Source organism: Nonlabens antarcticus (genome assembly GCF_015356755.1).
In the GTDB taxonomy this organism is placed as follows: Bacteria; Bacteroidota; Bacteroidia; order Flavobacteriales; family Flavobacteriaceae; genus Nonlabens; species Nonlabens antarcticus.
In genome coordinates, this window is sequence record NZ_JADFCO010000057.1 from 19,958 (window position 1) to 37,216 (window position 17,259).

Genomic DNA, 17,259 nt, shown 5'->3' on the forward strand with positions numbered 1-17,259 from the left:
ATTTAAAGTCCCTTGTTCTGTGCAATACGCACCTTACGAAATAATTCAGAACTGTAGACAAAATCAGTCACCGCCTCATTCTCAGTTTTGAAAATTTCTTTATTAGTTCCTTCCCAGGCAATAATACCATCTTTTAAAAAGAGGATGGTTTCACCTATTTCTAGTACAGAATTCATGTCGTGAGAGATGATGACAGTAGTAATGTCAGCCTCGTGAGTCAACTCTTGAATTAAGTTATCAATTATCGTCGCTGTTTTAGGATCGAGACCAGAATTAGGTTCGTCACAAAAAAGAAACTTTGGTTTATTGACTACCGCTCTTGCAAGGGCAACTCTTTTTTGTTGTCCACCAGAAATTTCACTAGGCATTTTAGTATTTAAATTGACTAGGTTCACCCTTTCTAAAATGTCATTAGCACGTTCTTGTCTTTCTCTACGACGCATCTTTGTAAACATGCGCAGCGGGAACATAACATTTTCCTCTACAGTCATCGAGTCAAATAAGGCGCTATGTTGAAAAAGCATACCCATATTTTCCCTCAATTCTTTTTGACGGTCGCCATCCATCTCGCTCAACAGCTCGCCATCATAAATGATCTCGCCAGAGTCTGGTTTGAATAGGCCCAACATATTTTTAAGAAAAACGGATTTTCCGGAGCCACTCGATCCTATAATCATATTCGTTTTACCGCGTATGAATTTGGCATCTATGCCATCCAGGATAGTTTCATCACCAAAACTTTTATGTAGTCCTTTAACTTCTATCATTATAGCAGTATCGTTGTCAGAATATAGTTAGCGACAATTATGGTTACACAAGTCCATACAAACGATGTTGTAGAAGCTTGTCCTACCTCAAGAGCTCCACCTTTCATATAGTAGCCATGATAACTGGGAAGGGTAGCTAGAATCATACCAAATACCATTGTTTTAATGAACGCATATAGTACTTGATAAGGAACAAAATTATCTTGTATGCCTATGATAAAGTCTTGAGCACTTACCAGATTCCCATAAACGGCAGCAAGAAAACCGCCTAGAATTCCCACAAACATTATTATCGCGATTAGAAATGGGTAGAAAAGCATTGCAATCACCTTAGGAAAAACTAGATAATTCAAGGGATTTATCCCCATAACCTTAAGGGCATCAATTTGCTCTGTGACATTCATTGATCCTATACTGGAAGTAATATAAGAACCTACTTTACCGGCCATAATTATGGATATAATAGTAGGGGCAAATTCAAGTATAATGGATTGACGTACCGCAAAACCTATGAGTGATTTAGGTATTAATGGGTTGTCTAAATTTAGTGAGGTTTGAAGAGCAACTACCGCACCCATAAAAAGAGCTATAAATGCCGTAATACCTAACGAGCCTATGATCAAGTCATTGATCTCTTTCAAAATGAGTTCCTTAAGAACAATACCTTTTGTAGGTCTTTTAAAAACCTCAAACAGCATTATCATGTATTTACCTAAATGGCTCAAAATCTTCATTGGCGGTAAATATATAGATAAAAAAGAAGGCGGGATTTAATCCTTTCTTAAACTTCTCAGCAATTGCAATGCGTATTTTTGCACAAAACAATACAATGAAATCATATCCTTTTCTAATTTTCTTTTTTGCACTATTAATGGGGTGTAGTTCGCTTTCGCAAAAGCGGACTCAAAATGAGTCTATTGCGACTGGTAAACCAAATAAAGCATCGAATGAGACCTCTCTCAAAACACCTAAACTGGTAGTAGGAATCGTGGTTGATCAAATGAGATATGATTACCTAACTAGGTTTTATAACCGTTATGGAAATGATGGTTTTAAGAGATTGATGAATGAGGGTTTTAATGCTACAAACAATCATTATAATTATGTTCCCACTTACACCGCACCGGGCCATGCAAGTATTTATACTGGAGCAACACCCGCAGATCATGGAATAATCGGTAATAACTGGTATGATAAATTTATCGATAAATCTATTTATAATGCAGATGATGCATCTGCAGATCCAGTGGGTACTACCAGCGATGAAGGGAAAATGTCACCCATTAATCTATTGAGCTCAACCGTAACAGATGAGTTGGAATTGTTCACACAAGGTCGTGCTAAAGTGATAGGTGTTTCTGTAAAAGATCGTGGCGCTATTCTTCCTGCTGGGCATGCTGCAGATGCTGCTTACTGGTTTAGAGGCAGTGATGAAGGTGTTTTTATTTCCAGTACTTTCTATATGAAACAACTCCCACAATGGGTGGCCGACTTTAATAATTCAAAACCTGCTGAAAAGTATATTAAATTGTGGGAAACTCTTTATCCTTTATCTAGTTATACGTCAAGCGGTCCAGATTTGAATGAATATGAAAAAGGAATGCGTGGTAAAGAAACAGCTACCTTTCCTTACGACTTAAAGACGCTAGCTGATAAAAATGGTGGATACAGTTTAATAAAAGCAACACCTTATGGTAATTCCATTGTAGCAGACTTTGCCATTAAAGCGCTTCAAGAAGAAAATATGGGTGTCGATGATATTCCAGACTTCCTTGCTGTCAGTTTTTCCAGTACAGATTATGTAGGACATAATTATGGAGTTAATTCTGTAGAGGTGGAAGATACTTACCTCAGGTTAGATCAAGATATCGCGCGATTATTAAAAGCATTAGATGCCCAAGTAGGGGAAGGAAATTATACTGTTTTCTTGACAGCAGATCATGGGGCTGTTAATGTACCAGCCTATTTACAGGAAAAAAAATTTAATGCAGGATATTTTGATGAACGTAGCTTTATTAAAGATATGGATACCCTAATTACAACAAAATATGGTGTTTCAGGAATGATCAAAAATGTAAGTAATGACCAAGTATTTTTTGACCAGAAAGCATTGTCTAAAAACGAGATATCATTTAGCGAGATTCAAGAATTTGTTGCTAATGAAATGCGCAATTATCCTGGTGTGGCTAAAGTTTTCACCAGAGAAGCTATGGTTTCTGCCCAGTTCACCACAGGAATGGCGGCATTAGTACAAAACGGATTTCACCACAAACGCAGCGGTGATGTGATATGGGTGTTAGAGCCTGGAGTAATTGTTTATTCTAAAACCGGTTCTACACACGGTAGCGCGCAGAGTTATGATACTCACGTTCCCCTGTTGTTTTATGGTTTTGGTATCAACAATGGCCAGACAGCAGATCGCACTGAAATTACAGATATCGCTCCCACAATATCTTCCTTATTGAAAATCAGCTTTCCAAATGCTGCTAAAGGCAATCCTATTACCAAAGTTTTAAAATAATTAAATATTCATACCACTATATTTGCTCCTTAAATTAATTATTATGAAAATTTATCTATTAGCAGCAGCCTTGTTTGTAACCTCACTTTCCATGGGACAAGCTTTTACCGGGAAAGGTGATCAAAAATTTCAAGTGGGATTGAGCACACAAGAAAATGCAACTGGAATTAATGCTACCTATGATTATGGCGTAGGACAGAATATTTCCTTCGGTATTTCAACTATTTATGCTTTGGGTGTTGACGATGATTTAGATGCTGACTTTGGAGAACGCGCAGATGTGCGTTTGCGATTTAATGCAAACATTGGAAATGTGATGAATATTGACGATATGTTTGACTTGTATCCAGGTTTAAGTTTTGGAACAAAGAACTTTGGAGGTCACTTAGGTGCTCGCTACTTTTTCTCAGACGGCTTTGGTGTATATGCTGAAGCTCAGGTTCCCTTTGCCAAATATGACACTGCTAACTTAACTCCAGAAGAAGAGTTGAACAATCAGTTCAATTTTAATTTTGGAATGTCTTTTAACCTTTAGAAACCTAACTTAGATCGTATCCCTTTCCAGCGATATGATCTTAAAAAACGGCCTTGATCCTTATTTAATAATGGTTCAACGCCGTTTTTTTGTGCCTTAAAATAGCCACTCAAATAATCTTTTAATAGCTGCCATTCTTTCTTTTTTGCTGCCATCTTTAACGCAGTAATAGAGGTGAGTACAATACCATAGCGCATTTTGAAAAATGCCTCGCCCTGTAACTTCATGGAATTAGGCTTGTATGAAGCTCCAGTTGGTTTTAAATGTTTAACATGTAGATCAGGAATTGTCACCACTTTCCAACCATAATATCTTGCTAGCATTTCATCCATCGTATCCCAGCCTATACTCGATTTCAAGCCGCCTATTTCCCTAAAACAAGCGACTCGATATGCCTTTAAAGCACCACGTATGTGATCCGGATTGTTTTGATTTTCAAGTGTCCATTCACCATTTTTTTGAACGGTACAATGTCCAGCTACCATTCCTGTTTTTTCGCTTTCGCGAAAGCGAACTACTATTGCTTCCAGATAATCAACAGGAAAAACCAAATCTGAATCATATTTACAGATGATGTCAAAGTCATTTAGGTCTAGGGTTTCTAATCCTTTTTTAAAAGCATTGATGACTTTAGCTCCTGGAATATTTTCTGCACTAGAATCATTGTGAATTACAGAAATAGGAAGTCTATTGCTGAAGGATTGTGCCACTTGAAAAGTAGCGTCGGTGGAATTATCGTCCACAACAATAATTTGGGTGGGTTGATGCGATTGCGCACACAAGCTTTCCAGCGTCTGTGAGATTAGAGCCTCTTCATTGAATGCGGGAATAATAATAGCAATTTGCAAAGTCTAAATTTTAGATCGCTCGCAATATACAAGATAGTAACGGTCTGTAAAATGACGCAGGATAGGTCGTAACCCCAGCTTTTTTGTGGGATTGGTAAATTTGATGGAATCCTTTATTTCCCAACCGGCTTTGTTTAAAACATAATCTAGTTGCCAGTCTTCAAATTCATGATAATGCTGGTCCCTAATGTCAGTAGGATTACGGTAAGCACTTGAAAACCATAGTTTCAATGGTACGCTTACCAGTAGTTTGTCGCAGGGAATAGCTTTTAAAACTCCATAAGGGTTTACGAGATGCTCAAAGATTTCAAATGCAGTAACCACGGCACCATCAAATTGTTTGACAAGGCTTATGTCATCATCTAGATCCTCACCTTCAGTATTTTGAACTGCATAACCTTGAGCTACCAGTATCTCACTAAACGGGTTTGAAACACCTAGATCTAGAATGAGTTCTTCAGTATCTATATGCTTTTGCAGGAATTCAAATGTGCGTTGAAATCTTTTTGTGGGGAATGTGTTCTCGTACAAATCTTAATTTTTAACCTCGACGGCGTTCTAAAATAATCATCATCATCAATCCCAGCATCACTCTTTCTTTATCATCTTCCTCAATGTCAGACAATTTTTCAACTTCAAACTCCTTTCCAAAAAAAGACGGTTTTTTCTTAAGTTTTACAACTATATCGCCATTCACATCAGTGACATTATAAGTAGGATGGAACATATACCCTGTAAAAAACCCTAAGACAGGGATTTCTCCTACTAAAGAATCTGCCATACGGGTCCATACGCTTGCTTCTTGAACTCTGTATTGTAATTTCTCGTGTTGATCTATAATATTATATTCTGCTTTCCACATCGACCTCCATCCCTTTCTTGCGATTTTACCTATTTCATTGCCGTTAGCATCCAGCATGCTGTAAGCAGCACTCCAGTCCAGCCATTTGTTAGCCTTGATGGTAAAAAGAACTTGGTTTTTAGAGGTGTCACTGTAGACGGTAATTGCCTCTTTGAGTTTGAACATTTTCTGTCTCACGTATGCTATGGTACTTCCAGTTGCATCTGTAGCTGTGAAGTCATTGCTTAGGGTGGTTATCCTAAAAGAAAACTTAATCGGATATTGAATGTTCTTCATGTTCTTGAATTAATCAATCCTGTAAATGTATGGGATTATTTTAGGTTCTAAGATGTCAGCAACTTAGAATACCAATTGCTCATAGCATTTGTATAAAAGCACTTCTCAAAATTTATTAAAGTAAATCAACTATTTATAAGGAGAACGATAAACCAAAGCTTATTCTACGACATCTAGTTTTGCAAATCGCAATAACAGCTTTTTAAGACCGCCTACTTTAAAGTTGATTTCTGCTTTTTTCTCACCGCCTACACCTTCTAGATTTACCACTTCTCCACTGCCAAATCTTGCGTGTTCAACCATCATCCCAACTATAAGATCTCCTTCAAAACCAGATGGTTCTGCAGCTATCGCACTACTTGCCGGGCGCATTTTACGCAGTTTGCGTATTTGCTCTTCACTAGGTTTATTTACACTAGGCGGCGTTCCTGTTCTAGGTTTTGATTGTCTTAATTTAGATTTATCAGGTTCATCCCACAAATCTGCATCTAACAACGGCTTGTATTTGTAATCATCCATGGGAGTGGTGTACTCCACATATTGATCATCAATCTCGTTAATGAAACGACTAGGTTCTGCATCTACTAGTTTTCCCCAGCGGTAGCGGCTCAAGGTATAAGTCAGATACGCTTGATGTTCTGCTCTAGTTAACGCCACATAAAATAAGCGGCGTTCTTCTTCTAGATCTTCGCGTGTATTCATGCTCATGCCACTGGGAAAAAGATCTTCTTCCATTCCTACTATATATAGGTATGGAAACTCAAGTCCTTTGGAAAGATGAATAGTCATTAAGGAAACGCGATCTGAATCTCCTGTATCATTGTCCAGATCTGTGGCAAGGGCTACATCCTCTAAAAATTCTGCAAGGGAGCCACGTGTTTCTGCAACTTCTTTTTGACCTTCTACAAAGTCTCGCATGCCATTGAGTAGCTCCTCAATGTTTTCAATTCTTGAGATTCCTTCTTGTGACCCATCTTTTTTAAGCTCTGTAAGCAACGCACTTTTCTTCACTACGTATTCCGTTAGTTCAAAGACATTCATGGTTTCATCTAATGCCTGGAAACTTTTGATCATAGTGGCAAAGTTGCGCAGCTTTGTTTTGGTAGAACCATTTATATTAATGTCAACCCTATCAATATTTTCAAGAATCTCAAAAATACTTTTATCGTATTGTTTTGCACCTACGATTAGTTTATCCATTGTGGTCTGACCTATACCACGCGCAGGATAATTGATGACCCGTTTGATCGCTTCCTCATCTTTGGGATTGACAACCAGACGCAAATAGGAAAGTACATCCTTTACCTCTTTACGTTGGTAAAAACTTAGGCCTCCATAAATCCTATAAGGAATATCACGTTTGCGCAGCGCATCCTCCATCGCCCTTGATTGTGCATTAGTTCTATAAAGAATTGCAAACTGGTCATTCCCCAGCTGATTATTCATCTTATTTTCCCAAATACTGCTTGCCACAAAGCGACCCTCTTCTGCATCGCTCATCAATCGGTGAACAATGATTTTAGGCCCGTCGTTATTAGCTGTCCAGACTACTTTTTCAAGTTTTGTTTTGTTGTGTTCTATGATGGAGTTGGCAGCTTCCACGATGTTTTTTGTAGACCGATAATTCTGTTCAAGTCGGTACGCCTGCACATTATCATAATCCCGTTGGAAATTCAGGATATTATTAATATTTGCACCACGGAATGCATATATGGATTGCGCATCGTCTCCTACCACACAAATATTTTGAAACTTGTCGGATAGCGCTTTTACGATCAGGTATTGAGAATGGTTCGTATCCTGGTACTCGTCCACCAGAATGTACTGGAACCGGTTTTGATATTTTGCAAGAACTTCTGGGAACCGATTGAGTAATTCATTCGTTTTCAATAGTAAATCATCAAAATCCATCGCACCAGCCTTAAAGCAACGTTGCACATATTCAGCATAAATATCACCTAATCGAGGACGTCGCGCCATGGCATCTGCCTCTTGCAGGTCTGCATCAGCATTGTAGGCGCGCACGGTGATTAAATTATTTTTGAGCGATGAGATCCTAGAAAAAATCTGCTTGTATTTGTAAACATCTTTGTCGAGCCCCATTTCCTTGATGATCGCGCTGGTCAGTCTCTGGGAATCTTGTGAATCATAGATTGTAAAATTAGATGGATAACCCAGTTTATCAGCTTCCATACGCAGCAATCGTGCAAAAACCGAGTGGAATGTTCCCATCCACAGGTTCTTGGACTCGCTAGCACCCACGATATCTGCGATACGTTTTTTCATCTCGCGTGCGGCTTTATTGGTAAAGGTGAGCGAGAGAATATTAAACGGATCTACACCTTGTTGCATCAAATATGCAATACGCAGTGTCAGTACCCGGGTTTTCCCAGATCCAGCACCTGCGATGACGATCATCGGTCCATCTTTTTGTAGCACCGGAAGGCGCTGAGCTTCATTTAATTGCGATAAATAATCTTCCAAAGTCTACTTCATTTTCTAGTTTTTAAAGATACGGTTTGAGAAGAGTTCGCTTTCGCGAAAGCGGAATTATTCCCAATCATTTTTCAACATTGGAAAATAGAACTTGACAGAAAAATCCACCACATCTCAGACTGGAATTATGTGATAGCAATCCTACTACTCAACGGAAAAGTATTCTTTTAAAATTAGTATCCATGATTTTTCTGGAGACATAGCAACTTGGTATTAAGGATGTGCTATGCGTTCTCCACAACAAAATCAACGATCCTCGCGGCAAGGGTAGCCGTTTGATTATCCCTATCTAAGGACGGATTCAGCTCTGCAAGATCTACCGATTTCACCTTTGACGATGACAACAAATAGGATAGAATCTTGAAAAAGAATGCTGGGTCAAAACCTAAGGGCGACGGAGCGCTAACTCCCGGAGCGTAGGCAGATGAGAAACCATCTAAGTCTACGGTGATGTAGAGGTAATTGTTAGAATCTATAAAAGGCTGGAGTTTAGCTTTTAGGGCTTCAACAGCTTTTTCATCTGACTCACATTCATCGTGGAGCGCATAGGGAACGTAATGCTTTTGGGCAATATCGAACAACTCCTTCGTATTTGCTTGTTGTTGAATACCGACGGCAAAGTAGGATACGCCGTCAAACTCATTTAGGATTTGATTAAATGGAGTTCCGGAATTTGGTTTATCCTCAACAGGTCTTAAATCAAAATGCGCATCAAAATTTATAATGCCAATTTTCTTATCGGCGTTGCGATTAAGGGCATTGTAAATTCCTTTAAAATGTCCGTAGGCAATATCATGGCCCCCACCTATGGCGATTGGGAAAATAGAATTTGAAATTAAAGCTTCTATGGTTCTGGCTAATGCATCTTGGCAAGCCTCCATATCATTCTCTTTACAAATGAGATCCCCAAAATCTGCTACCTTTTTTTGCTTAAAATGAATCGGGATTTTTGATAAACGTTCGCGCAACACCGTAGGACCTTGTTGTGCACCAGGTCTTCCTAAATTTCTGCTCACACCTTCATCACAAGCATAACCGATCAAACCGAAATCTATTTTTTCTTGACCTATATCATCAAGATCAGATAATATGATCTCTTGATACCAATACTGATTGTCCAATTCAGGATTTGACACTCTGCCGGTCCAGTTGCTTTCTTGTGCCGGTTGGTAATTGATATGAAGTGTTTTATCCAATTTTTTCTCCTTTTACATATAAACTTTCAATATGATTTGTTCCAAAAGAATAAGGAATAAATCCGTAAGAATTGATGGGTTTTGTGAGGATGAGGTTTGCGAGTTTTCCCTTAGTTATCGATCCTACCTTTTTCTCCAGTCCCATCGCATATGCACCGTTAATGGTGGCTGCATTGAACGCTTCTTCTGGTGTCATTTTCATTTTGATGCAAGCCGTAGAAACTACAAAATTCATATTACCGGATGGTGTAGAACCTGGATTATAATCTGTTGCAAGAGCTAATGGCAATCCAGCATCTATCATTTTTCTAGCTGGTGTATAGGGAATGCCTAAGAAAAAGGAGCAGCTAGGAACCGCTACCGGCATGGTCTTCGTGTTCTTTAACACTTCAAAATCTTCCTCCCGCATTTCTTCCAAATGATCTACGGATAAGGCGTTGTATTTAACACCTGCTTGAATACCGCCTATAGAAGTAAACTGATTCACATGAATTTTTGCAACCAACCCATATTTTTGCCCTGCTGCTAATATTCGTTCTGTGTCGGCAACAGAAAAATATCCTGTTTCACAGAACACATCGATGTATTCTGCTAATTTTTGTTCTGCTACTTTGGGAAGAATTTCATTGATCAGTTCATCAACATAACCTTCTTTGTTGTCTTTATATTTTGTGGGAACAGCATGTGCTCCTAAAAATGTAGCCTTAATTTCTACAGGATAATTTTCTTTCAATCGCTTTATTACTCGAAGCATTTTCAACTCTGCTTCTAAGGTCAAACCATAACCCGATTTGATTTCAACCGCTCCAGTTCCCAACAACATCACTTCTTCCAGTCGTACTTTACTTTGATTGTACAAATCCTCTTCAGAAGCAGATTGCAACGTTTTAGCAGAATTTAAAATGCCGCCACCGTTATTTGCAATTTCTTCATAGGACATTCCGTTGATTCTGTCTACAAACTCACCTTCCCTGTTTCCAGCGTAAACGATATGCGTGTGCGAATCACACCAGGAAGGCAAGATCATCTTTCCTGTCGCATCAACGACTTCAGAAAAATCAGATGTTGGACAATCTTGCATTGCACCGAAATCAGATATCAATCCCTTTTCTACGACTAAAAAAGCATCTTTTATGGTAGGCAGAATTTTCATCTCTTTTCCAGAAAGGAATGAAACAGGTTCTGTCCTAACTTGGATTAATTCTTTAATGTTTTTAAATAAAGTCGCCATTAAAATAGATCTTTTAAAAGTTCGTCGTCAACAAGATTAGGAAGTGTTACTTTAAGATTGGGGGAACGTTCCATTTCTCTTTTGATTGCAACAATAGCCTCATCATTTCTGGCCCAACTTCTGCGGGCAATACCGTTATTGACATCGTAAAATAACATGCTTTTTAAGCGCTCTTCCGCTTCTTTGGAACCATCTAATAACATCCCGAAACCACCATTCATTACTTCGCCCCAGCCCACGCCGCCGCCATTATGAATACTCACCCATGTGGCACCCCTAAAACTATCACCTATAACATTATGAATGGCCATATCTGCCGTGAATTTGCTACCGTCATAGATATTAGAAGTTTCCCGATATGGAGAATCCGTACCGCTAACATCATGGTGATCTCTACCTAATATTATGGAACCAATTTCGCCTTGAGCTATAGCATTATTAAAAGCTTCTGCAATTTTAGTACGTCCTTCAGCATCTGCATATAAAATGCGAGCTTGCGAACCGACGACCATTTTATTCTTCTTTGCGTCTTTGATCCAAGTAATGTTGTCCTGCATCTGCAACTGAATCTCTTCTGGAGAATTTTCCATGATTTTTTGCAAAACGGTAGCTGCAATTTCATCCGTTTTATCAAGATCTTCTGGCTTCCCAGAAGCACAAACCCATCTAAAAGGTCCAAAACCGTAGTCAAAACACATGGGTCCCAAGATGTCCTGCACATAGGATGGATATTTGAAATCGATGCCGTTTTCTGCCATGACATCAGCGCCTGCTCTGGAAGATTCCAGTAAAAATGCATTTCCATAATCAAAGAAATATGTTCCTTTTGCCGCATGTTTATTTATAGCTGCGGCATGCCTTCTCAAAGTGGCCTGAACCTTTTCCTTAAATACATCTGGTTCTTCCCGAATCAATCGGTTGGATTCTTCATAGGAAACATCAATAGGGTAGTAGCCGCCAGTCCATGGAATATGTAAGGAAGTCTGGTCAGATCCCACGTGGATGAAAATATCTTCTGTATCAAAACGCTCCCAGATCTCAACAATATTTCCAATGTAGGCGATAGAAACCACTTCGTTATTTTGTTGCGCTTTTTTGACTCTTTCGATCAATTGATCCATGTCATCGATAAGCACATCTACCCAACCTTGTTCGTGTCTTTTAGTGGCAGCTTTCTGGTTAACTTCTGCAGCGATCGTTATGCAGCCAGCAATGTTACCGGCTTTAGGTTGCGCGCCACTCATACCACCTAAACCGGCGGTTAAAAATATCTTACCGGCTGGGGATTCCCCTTTCGGCAAAATCTTCCGAAACGCATTCATAACCGTGATGGTAGTTCCATGAACAATCCCCTGTGGGCCGATGTACATAAAAGAACCCGCTGTCATTTGCCCGTACTGGGTAACTCCTAAAGCATTGTATTTCTCCCAATCGTCTGGTGCCGAATAATTAGGAACCATCATTCCGTTTGTGACAATGACCCTAGGAGCATTCTTTGAAGATGGAAACAATCCCATGGGATGACCGGAATATAAATGCAAGGTTTGCTCATCTGACATAGTCGCGAGATATTGCATTACCAGGGTATATTGCGCCCAGTTTTGAAAAACCGCTCCGTTGCCACCGTAGGTTATTAATTCTTCTGGATGTTGCGCCACCGCAGGATCTAAATTGTTCTGAATCATCAGCATAATCGCTGCCGCTTGTGAAGAAATAGCTGGATATTCTGAAATGGATCTTGAATAAATTTTATAATCTGGCTTGAATCGGTACATATAGATTCTACCGTATTCCTGTAATTCTGCGGCAAATTCTGAAGCCAATTCTTTATGCCATTCCACTGGAAAATAACGCAATGCATTTCTAATGGCGAGCTGTTTTTCCTCTTTTGAGAGAATGTCCTTTCGTTTTGGAGCTCTGTTGGCATCCGCTGGATAGGCTTTCTTTGCTGGTAACTCTGTAGGTATTCCTTGAAGTATTTGTTCTTTAAAGTTCATATTTTTTATTTGACTATTAAAGATTTATTTTTTACTAATTCGATCATGGCATATATGTCGTCTTTTAAGATGCGATCATCTTCTAATTTTGCCACTTTACTTCTAATGATTTTAAAGTTTTCTTCAATAATTTTTGAAAACGTGTTGGGTCTTCTAAACTCCATGGCTTGTGCGGCGTACATTAACTCGATCGCAAGTATTTTCTCAATATTCCCCAATATCTGATTGAATTGGCGTCCAGAAATACTTCCCATGGAAACATGGTCTTCCTGTCCTAAAGAAGTCGGGATGCTGTCTGCAGATGGAGGAAAACATAAGGATTTATTTTCAGTAACTAGGGCTGCAGTGGTGTATTGGGGGATCATAAAGCCAGAGTTCAAGCCGCCGGCGTTTGTTAGTAAACGTGGCAATCCATATTTCCCTTCTAACAATAAGTAACATCGTCGGTCTGATATGTTTCCTAGTTCAGAGGCGGCAATGGATGCGTAATCTAAAGCCATGGCAAGCGGTTGACCATGGAAATTTCCTCCAGAAATGGCTTCTGTGTCACTCAGGATAATAGGATTATCGGTGACAGAATTCATTTCTATTTCCGCCAGTTCCTTCAAGTGATAATAGGTGTTTCTGGAGGCTCCATGTACTTGTGGAATACAACGCATGGAATAAGGATCTTGAACTCTAGGGCATTCAAAATGATTTTTCAAATTTTGGGAATCTTTGAGCAGCATACGCATGCGCTTAGCTACTTTTAAGTTGCCTTTAAATGGGCGGATTTTATGCAGCTCTTTTTTGAATGGTGAAGCACCTCCCTGAAACCCTTCTAGACTCATCGCTCCAGAAACGTCTGCGAGATCTAACAGGTACTTCATTTTGTGCAGCCCGGTAATAGCATGAGCTAGAATAAACTGGGTACCATTGATGAGTCCTAAGCCTTCCTTTGCTTGAAGTACTAATAGCTCTAGGTTATGGTTTGCTAATCCAATTTTTGCCGGTTCTATTATACCGCCATTCCAAAATTCTCCTTCACCAAATAATGGCAAGAATAAATGCGATAATGGAGCAAGATCTCCCGACGCTCCTACAGATCCTTGTTCAGGAACTACCGGTAGTAGATCGTTTTCGATAAAATAAATGATACGTTCTATCAATTCTAGCCGGACACCAGAAAAACCCTGACACAATGCATGAACCTTACAAATCATCATTAATTTAGATAGTTCGCGATCAATGGGATTACCAACGCCTACGGCATGTGTAATCAATAGGTTTTCTTGTAATTTATTGGTCTGCTCTGGAGTTATCTGAACATCACATAAAGGTCCAAAACCAGTATTGATTCCATAAACAGCAGTGGCACCGCTGGCCATAGTTTCAACCTTATGCCTACAAACATTGACCTTTTTCACAGTTTCCTCACAAACGATTGCTTTTAATTTGCCGTTTGCGATGGCCATCACTTTATCAACCGTTAATTGGTCAATCCCATATTTAAACATAGTTGCCGTTTTTTTATAAATTTAAAGATACTTTTGATACTTATCAAGATCAATTTAGGCGACAATCAATAACTATGAGTAATCAATTAGAGTTCCGGCATTTCAAATATTTCCTGGCAGTCGCAAATGAATTGCATTTCAGAAAGGCGGCAGATCAATTATATATTTCGCAACCGGGTTTGAGCAGGCAAATCAAACAGATGGAAAAGGATTTAGATATAAAATTATTCGAAAGAAACAGCCGAAATGTAACCTTAACTGTAGCTGGTGAGTATCTTAAAAAAGAACTGGAAACCAACTTCAAAAAACTAAATGATATTTTGGCTCAAGCCAAATTAGTGAATGACGGTATTGATGGAAATCTCAAAATGGGGTACATAGGATCTGCCATGCACCAATTGATTCCGGATTTTTTGTTGAAATTCCGTGATACGAACCCGAATACGTTGATCAATTTAACGGAGATGGATAATAACCGACAAATACAGGCCTTGTTGAATCAGGAAATTGAAATAGGTTTTGTGCGGTTAGAACGCGTTCCTGAAGAGCTGGAATTGCATTCCGTTTTGGAAGAAACCTTTTCGTTGGTATTGCCTAAAAATCATGTCATCAGCGCGGCTAATTTTGATGATTTATCTCAGTTTAAGGACGAGCATTTTATCCTATTTGATTCTTCCTACAGTACGTCGTATTATGAAAAAGTCATGCAGATTTTTGACGACAGCGGTTTCTATCCCGCGATTTTACATTCTACGGTAAATGCGAGTTCGATTTATAGATTGGTCGAAAATAATTTCGGTATTTCCATTGTGCCTACATCCCTACAAAACGGATATGACCTCGATATTAAATTCATAGAATTGACAGAAATTAAGCAACGCACCACACTTAAAATTGTGTGGAACAGCACCAATACGAATCCCATACTAGAAAGTTTTTTGAAAGTGGTCCGTCAATTGGTAAAGTTAGATCAGGAGCGTTGATCCACGGCTTTGATCGATCATTTCCAAAGGGCAGAATTAATTCTGCCCTTTGGAAATGAAAAACTCTGTTTCAGAAACATTCTAAGAACTTTACAATTTAAACCAAGCTGCTTTCGCGAAAGCGACATAACAGGCAGATTTTCAACAAAAGAACCCTAAAAATTGAACTGTGTTGCGCTTTAAACTGCGAGAACAAATTGTGTTTTTAGGTATAAAATGCAGAAAACCTGAAATTACTACAACCGTGCAGAACACATCTTTTCCATATTTTGAAACAGAACGATTAATCCTTAACGAATTATCTACCGAAGACATTCCGTTGATTGTAAAAAATGCGGTAAACCCCAATATTTCCCAATTCACTCAAAATATACCGCATCCTTATGAGGAAAGCGATGCGATCTACTGGATAAACAGAGCACATCAGGGATTCAAAAACGGAACCAATCACGTCTTTGCCATACGATGGAAAGAGTCGGGAGAATTCATGGGCGGTATAGGATTGACCTTAGAAAAACGATTCAATAGGGCAGAGGTGGGCTACTGGATCGCAGAGCCATTCTGGAACAAAGGAATTATGACGGAGGCAACCAAAAGAATTATCCAGTACGGCTTTGCCGATTTGAAACTCAACAAAATAACATCATCCCATCTCGTTGAAAATCCAGCGTCGGGAAAAGTTATGCGGAAAGGCGGTATGCAAAAAGAGGGAATTCTCAGACAACAGGTTTCAAAAACGGATCGATATTATGATCTTGTGGTGTATGGGATTTTGAGTAAGGAATTTAAAATGGACTAAAATGCCTAATTGTACCAAAAATGGGTATATTTATTAAAATTTATGATTATGAGTCACAACACATCAATTTCATTAGGTGATTATTTCAATGAGTTTGTACAGTCCAAAATTAGGGATGGACGATATAAAAATAAAAGTGAGGTAGTTAGGGCAGGTTTGCGACTTTTAGAAGAGGAGGAAGCGAAAATCGCAGCCTTAAAAGCTGCAATTCAAAAAGGTATGGATAGTCCTTTAGTTAAAGACTTTGATTTTAAAGAAAATCTAAAAAGACTAAAAGCCAAACACTCCGTTGATGTATAGTCTGTATTTCAGGCAAGACGCTATTGACGATCTGAATAATATTTGGGCGTATACCTTTGCAGAATGGTCAGAGAGTCAAGCGGATCAATATTATGACCTATTAGAAAGAGAATGCCATCTCTTATCTTTGAATGAATCTACGGGCCGTGTTTATAAAGAAATAGCTTTCGATATTCATGGGGTGTCAATTGGTCGACATATTATTTTTTATAAAATCATCAATTCTACCGTAGAAATATTGAGAGTACTTCATCAACAAATGGACATCAAGAAGCATTTTAAATAGAGATTACTTTTACATTTTTTTACATGAACCCAACAACCACTCAACTTTTAATCGCCTTCATTCCCGCACTCATAGTGGGCATTACAGCATATCTTTTAATCAAAACATTCCTAGACAATGAAGAGAAACGGCGTATGTTTTTAGCTGGAAAATCGCTCAAACCCAAAACACTTCCCATGCGCATGGCGGCATACGAGCGTCTTGCCTTATTTCTAGAGCGCATGAAACCCAACAGTTTACTAGTCAGAACAAAAACGGGAGATCTTACAAAATCAGAATACGAAATCATGCTGGTCGCTACCATAGAACAGGAATTTGAACACAATGTGGCGCAGCAAATCTACTTTTCAGAAGAATGCTGGAATGTTATCAGAGCCGCAAAAAACACTACAATCCAGAAAATACGCCAAGTGGGAATGAGCAACAAATCACATACTGCAGACGAATTGCGATCCCAAATCATCAATGAATTCATGGACGGTTCAGCGCCCAGTGAGACCGCGCTTAGTTATGTGCGAAAGGAAGTCCGAGAGTTGTTTTAAACTGTAGGATTAGGTCTTAGGCATTAGGGATGAGATCAGTGGATGGTATTGTGCACAAAAGCGAATCGAATTGCCTTTAAAAACTCAAAACATTAAAAGCTCCCTCTCCGCTGGAGAGGGTTGG

The 17,259-nt window shown here is 39.0% G+C and carries 17 protein-coding genes; 7 read left to right on the top strand and 10 right to left on the bottom strand.

All coding sequences use genetic code 11. The features are described from left to right. Positions 1-2: 2 nt before the first annotated feature. Positions 3-767: an ABC transporter ATP-binding protein gene (locus IQ282_RS00830; protein ID WP_194850054.1), complete on the bottom strand. Its 765-nt coding sequence runs from the start codon at positions 765-767 to the stop codon at positions 3-5. Further along, a complete protein-coding gene (locus IQ282_RS00835) occupies positions 767-1,501 on the bottom strand; it encodes an MlaE family ABC transporter permease (protein ID WP_194850055.1) in 735 nt (244 codons plus the stop codon). Before IQ282_RS00835 ends, IQ282_RS00830 begins: the two co-directional genes overlap by 1 nt. 95 nt (positions 1,502-1,596) lie before the next feature. Between IQ282_RS00835 and pafA the strand changes: the two genes are divergently transcribed. Both pafA and IQ282_RS00845 read left to right on the top strand, forming a co-directional pair. Next, complete coding sequence (pafA, locus tag IQ282_RS00840) at positions 1,597-3,288, top strand: alkaline phosphatase PafA (RefSeq protein ID WP_194850056.1); 1,692 nt, start codon at positions 1,597-1,599, stop codon at positions 3,286-3,288. 43 nt (positions 3,289-3,331) lie between these two features. After that, complete coding sequence (locus IQ282_RS00845; protein ID WP_194850057.1) at positions 3,332-3,823, top strand: DUF6646 family protein; 492 nt, start codon at positions 3,332-3,334, stop codon at positions 3,821-3,823. Here the strand turns inward: IQ282_RS00845 and IQ282_RS00850 are convergent. From IQ282_RS00850 to hutH, 8 genes are all read right to left on the bottom strand, one after another. Beyond that, a complete protein-coding gene (locus tag IQ282_RS00850; protein WP_194850058.1) occupies positions 3,820-4,671 on the bottom strand; it encodes a glycosyltransferase in 852 nt (283 codons plus the stop codon). The genes IQ282_RS00845 and IQ282_RS00850 overlap by 4 nt on opposite strands. Positions 4,672-4,674: 3 nt before the next feature. Beyond that, the gene (locus IQ282_RS00855) at positions 4,675-5,202 is read right to left on the bottom strand and encodes a methyltransferase (RefSeq protein WP_194850059.1); all 528 of its coding nucleotides are present in this window, start codon (positions 5,200-5,202) and stop codon (positions 4,675-4,677) included. A 10-nt stretch (positions 5,203-5,212) separates the two neighbouring features. After that, on the bottom strand, positions 5,213-5,809 hold the full coding sequence (locus IQ282_RS00860) for an LURP-one-related/scramblase family protein (RefSeq protein WP_194850060.1): 597 nt from the start codon (positions 5,807-5,809) through the stop codon (positions 5,213-5,215). 159 nt (positions 5,810-5,968) lie between these two features. After that, on the bottom strand, positions 5,969-8,293 hold the full coding sequence (locus IQ282_RS00865; RefSeq protein ID WP_194850061.1) for an ATP-dependent helicase: 2,325 nt from the start codon (positions 8,291-8,293) through the stop codon (positions 5,969-5,971). 236 nt (positions 8,294-8,529) lie between these two features. Next, positions 8,530-9,501 carry a formimidoylglutamase gene (gene hutG, locus IQ282_RS00870; RefSeq protein WP_194850062.1) on the bottom strand — a complete coding sequence of 324 codons (972 nt, stop codon included), beginning with the start codon at positions 9,499-9,501 and terminating at the stop codon, positions 8,530-8,532. Continuing rightward, positions 9,494-10,732 carry an imidazolonepropionase gene (hutI, locus tag IQ282_RS00875; RefSeq protein ID WP_194850063.1) on the bottom strand — a complete coding sequence of 413 codons (1,239 nt, stop codon included), beginning with the start codon at positions 10,730-10,732 and terminating at the stop codon, positions 9,494-9,496. The genes hutG and hutI overlap by 8 nt, the downstream gene beginning before the upstream one ends. Next, on the bottom strand, positions 10,732-12,729 hold the full coding sequence (locus IQ282_RS00880; RefSeq protein WP_194850064.1) for a urocanate hydratase: 1,998 nt from the start codon (positions 12,727-12,729) through the stop codon (positions 10,732-10,734). Before IQ282_RS00880 ends, hutI begins: the two co-directional genes overlap by 1 nt. A gap of 5 nt (positions 12,730-12,734) precedes the next feature. Beyond that, positions 12,735-14,225: a histidine ammonia-lyase gene (gene hutH, locus IQ282_RS00885; protein ID WP_194850065.1), complete on the bottom strand. Its 1,491-nt coding sequence runs from the start codon at positions 14,223-14,225 to the stop codon at positions 12,735-12,737. A gap of 74 nt (positions 14,226-14,299) precedes the next feature. On the opposite strand from hutH, the gene IQ282_RS00890 reads away from it, so the two are divergent. The 5 genes from IQ282_RS00890 (at position 14,300) to IQ282_RS00910 (ending at position 17,135) form a co-directional block, all read left to right on the top strand. Continuing rightward, positions 14,300-15,208: a LysR family transcriptional regulator gene (locus tag IQ282_RS00890; RefSeq protein WP_194850066.1), complete on the top strand. Its 909-nt coding sequence runs from the start codon at positions 14,300-14,302 to the stop codon at positions 15,206-15,208. A 169-nt stretch (positions 15,209-15,377) separates the two neighbouring features. Beyond that, positions 15,378-16,007 (top strand): GNAT family N-acetyltransferase, encoded by a 630-nt coding sequence (locus tag IQ282_RS00895; protein ID WP_317174162.1) that lies wholly within the window; start codon positions 15,378-15,380, stop codon positions 16,005-16,007. A gap of 48 nt (positions 16,008-16,055) precedes the next feature. Further along, complete coding sequence (locus tag IQ282_RS00900) at positions 16,056-16,307, top strand: type II toxin-antitoxin system ParD family antitoxin (protein WP_194850067.1); 252 nt, start codon at positions 16,056-16,058, stop codon at positions 16,305-16,307. Beyond that, positions 16,300-16,593, top strand: coding sequence for a type II toxin-antitoxin system RelE/ParE family toxin (locus tag IQ282_RS00905; RefSeq protein WP_194850068.1), 294 nt, complete (start codon positions 16,300-16,302; stop codon positions 16,591-16,593). Before IQ282_RS00900 ends, IQ282_RS00905 begins: the two co-directional genes overlap by 8 nt. 23 nt (positions 16,594-16,616) lie before the next feature. Next, positions 16,617-17,135, top strand: coding sequence for a DUF7935 family protein (locus tag IQ282_RS00910; RefSeq protein WP_194850069.1), 519 nt, complete (start codon positions 16,617-16,619; stop codon positions 17,133-17,135). The last annotated feature ends 124 nt before the right edge of the window (positions 17,136-17,259 follow it).

What these genes read in the sequence shown, in the direction of transcription:
- IQ282_RS00830 (WP_194850054.1), bottom strand. Translation starts at nt 767, where the DNA reads ATGATAGAAGTTAAAGGACTACATAAAAGTTTTGGTGATGAAACTATC.
- IQ282_RS00835 (WP_194850055.1), bottom strand. Translation starts at nt 1,501, where the DNA reads ATGAAGATTTTGAGCCATTTAGGTAAATACATGATAATGCTGTTTGAG.
- pafA (WP_194850056.1), top strand. Translation starts at nt 1,597, where the DNA reads ATGAAATCATATCCTTTTCTAATTTTCTTTTTTGCACTATTAATGGGG.
- IQ282_RS00845 (WP_194850057.1), top strand. Translation starts at nt 3,332, where the DNA reads ATGAAAATTTATCTATTAGCAGCAGCCTTGTTTGTAACCTCACTTTCC.
- IQ282_RS00860 (WP_194850060.1), bottom strand. Translation starts at nt 5,809, where the DNA reads ATGAAGAACATTCAATATCCGATTAAGTTTTCTTTTAGGATAACCACC.
- hutI (WP_194850063.1), bottom strand. Translation starts at nt 10,732, where the DNA reads ATGGCGACTTTATTTAAAAACATTAAAGAATTAATCCAAGTTAGGACA.
- IQ282_RS00880 (WP_194850064.1), bottom strand. Translation starts at nt 12,729, where the DNA reads ATGAACTTTAAAGAACAAATACTTCAAGGAATACCTACAGAGTTACCA.
- hutH (WP_194850065.1), bottom strand. Translation starts at nt 14,225, where the DNA reads ATGTTTAAATATGGGATTGACCAATTAACGGTTGATAAAGTGATGGCC.
- IQ282_RS00890 (WP_194850066.1), top strand. Translation starts at nt 14,300, where the DNA reads ATGAGTAATCAATTAGAGTTCCGGCATTTCAAATATTTCCTGGCAGTC.
- IQ282_RS00900 (WP_194850067.1), top strand. Translation starts at nt 16,056, where the DNA reads ATGAGTCACAACACATCAATTTCATTAGGTGATTATTTCAATGAGTTT.
- IQ282_RS00905 (WP_194850068.1), top strand. Translation starts at nt 16,300, where the DNA reads ATGTATAGTCTGTATTTCAGGCAAGACGCTATTGACGATCTGAATAAT.
- IQ282_RS00910 (WP_194850069.1), top strand. Translation starts at nt 16,617, where the DNA reads ATGAACCCAACAACCACTCAACTTTTAATCGCCTTCATTCCCGCACTC.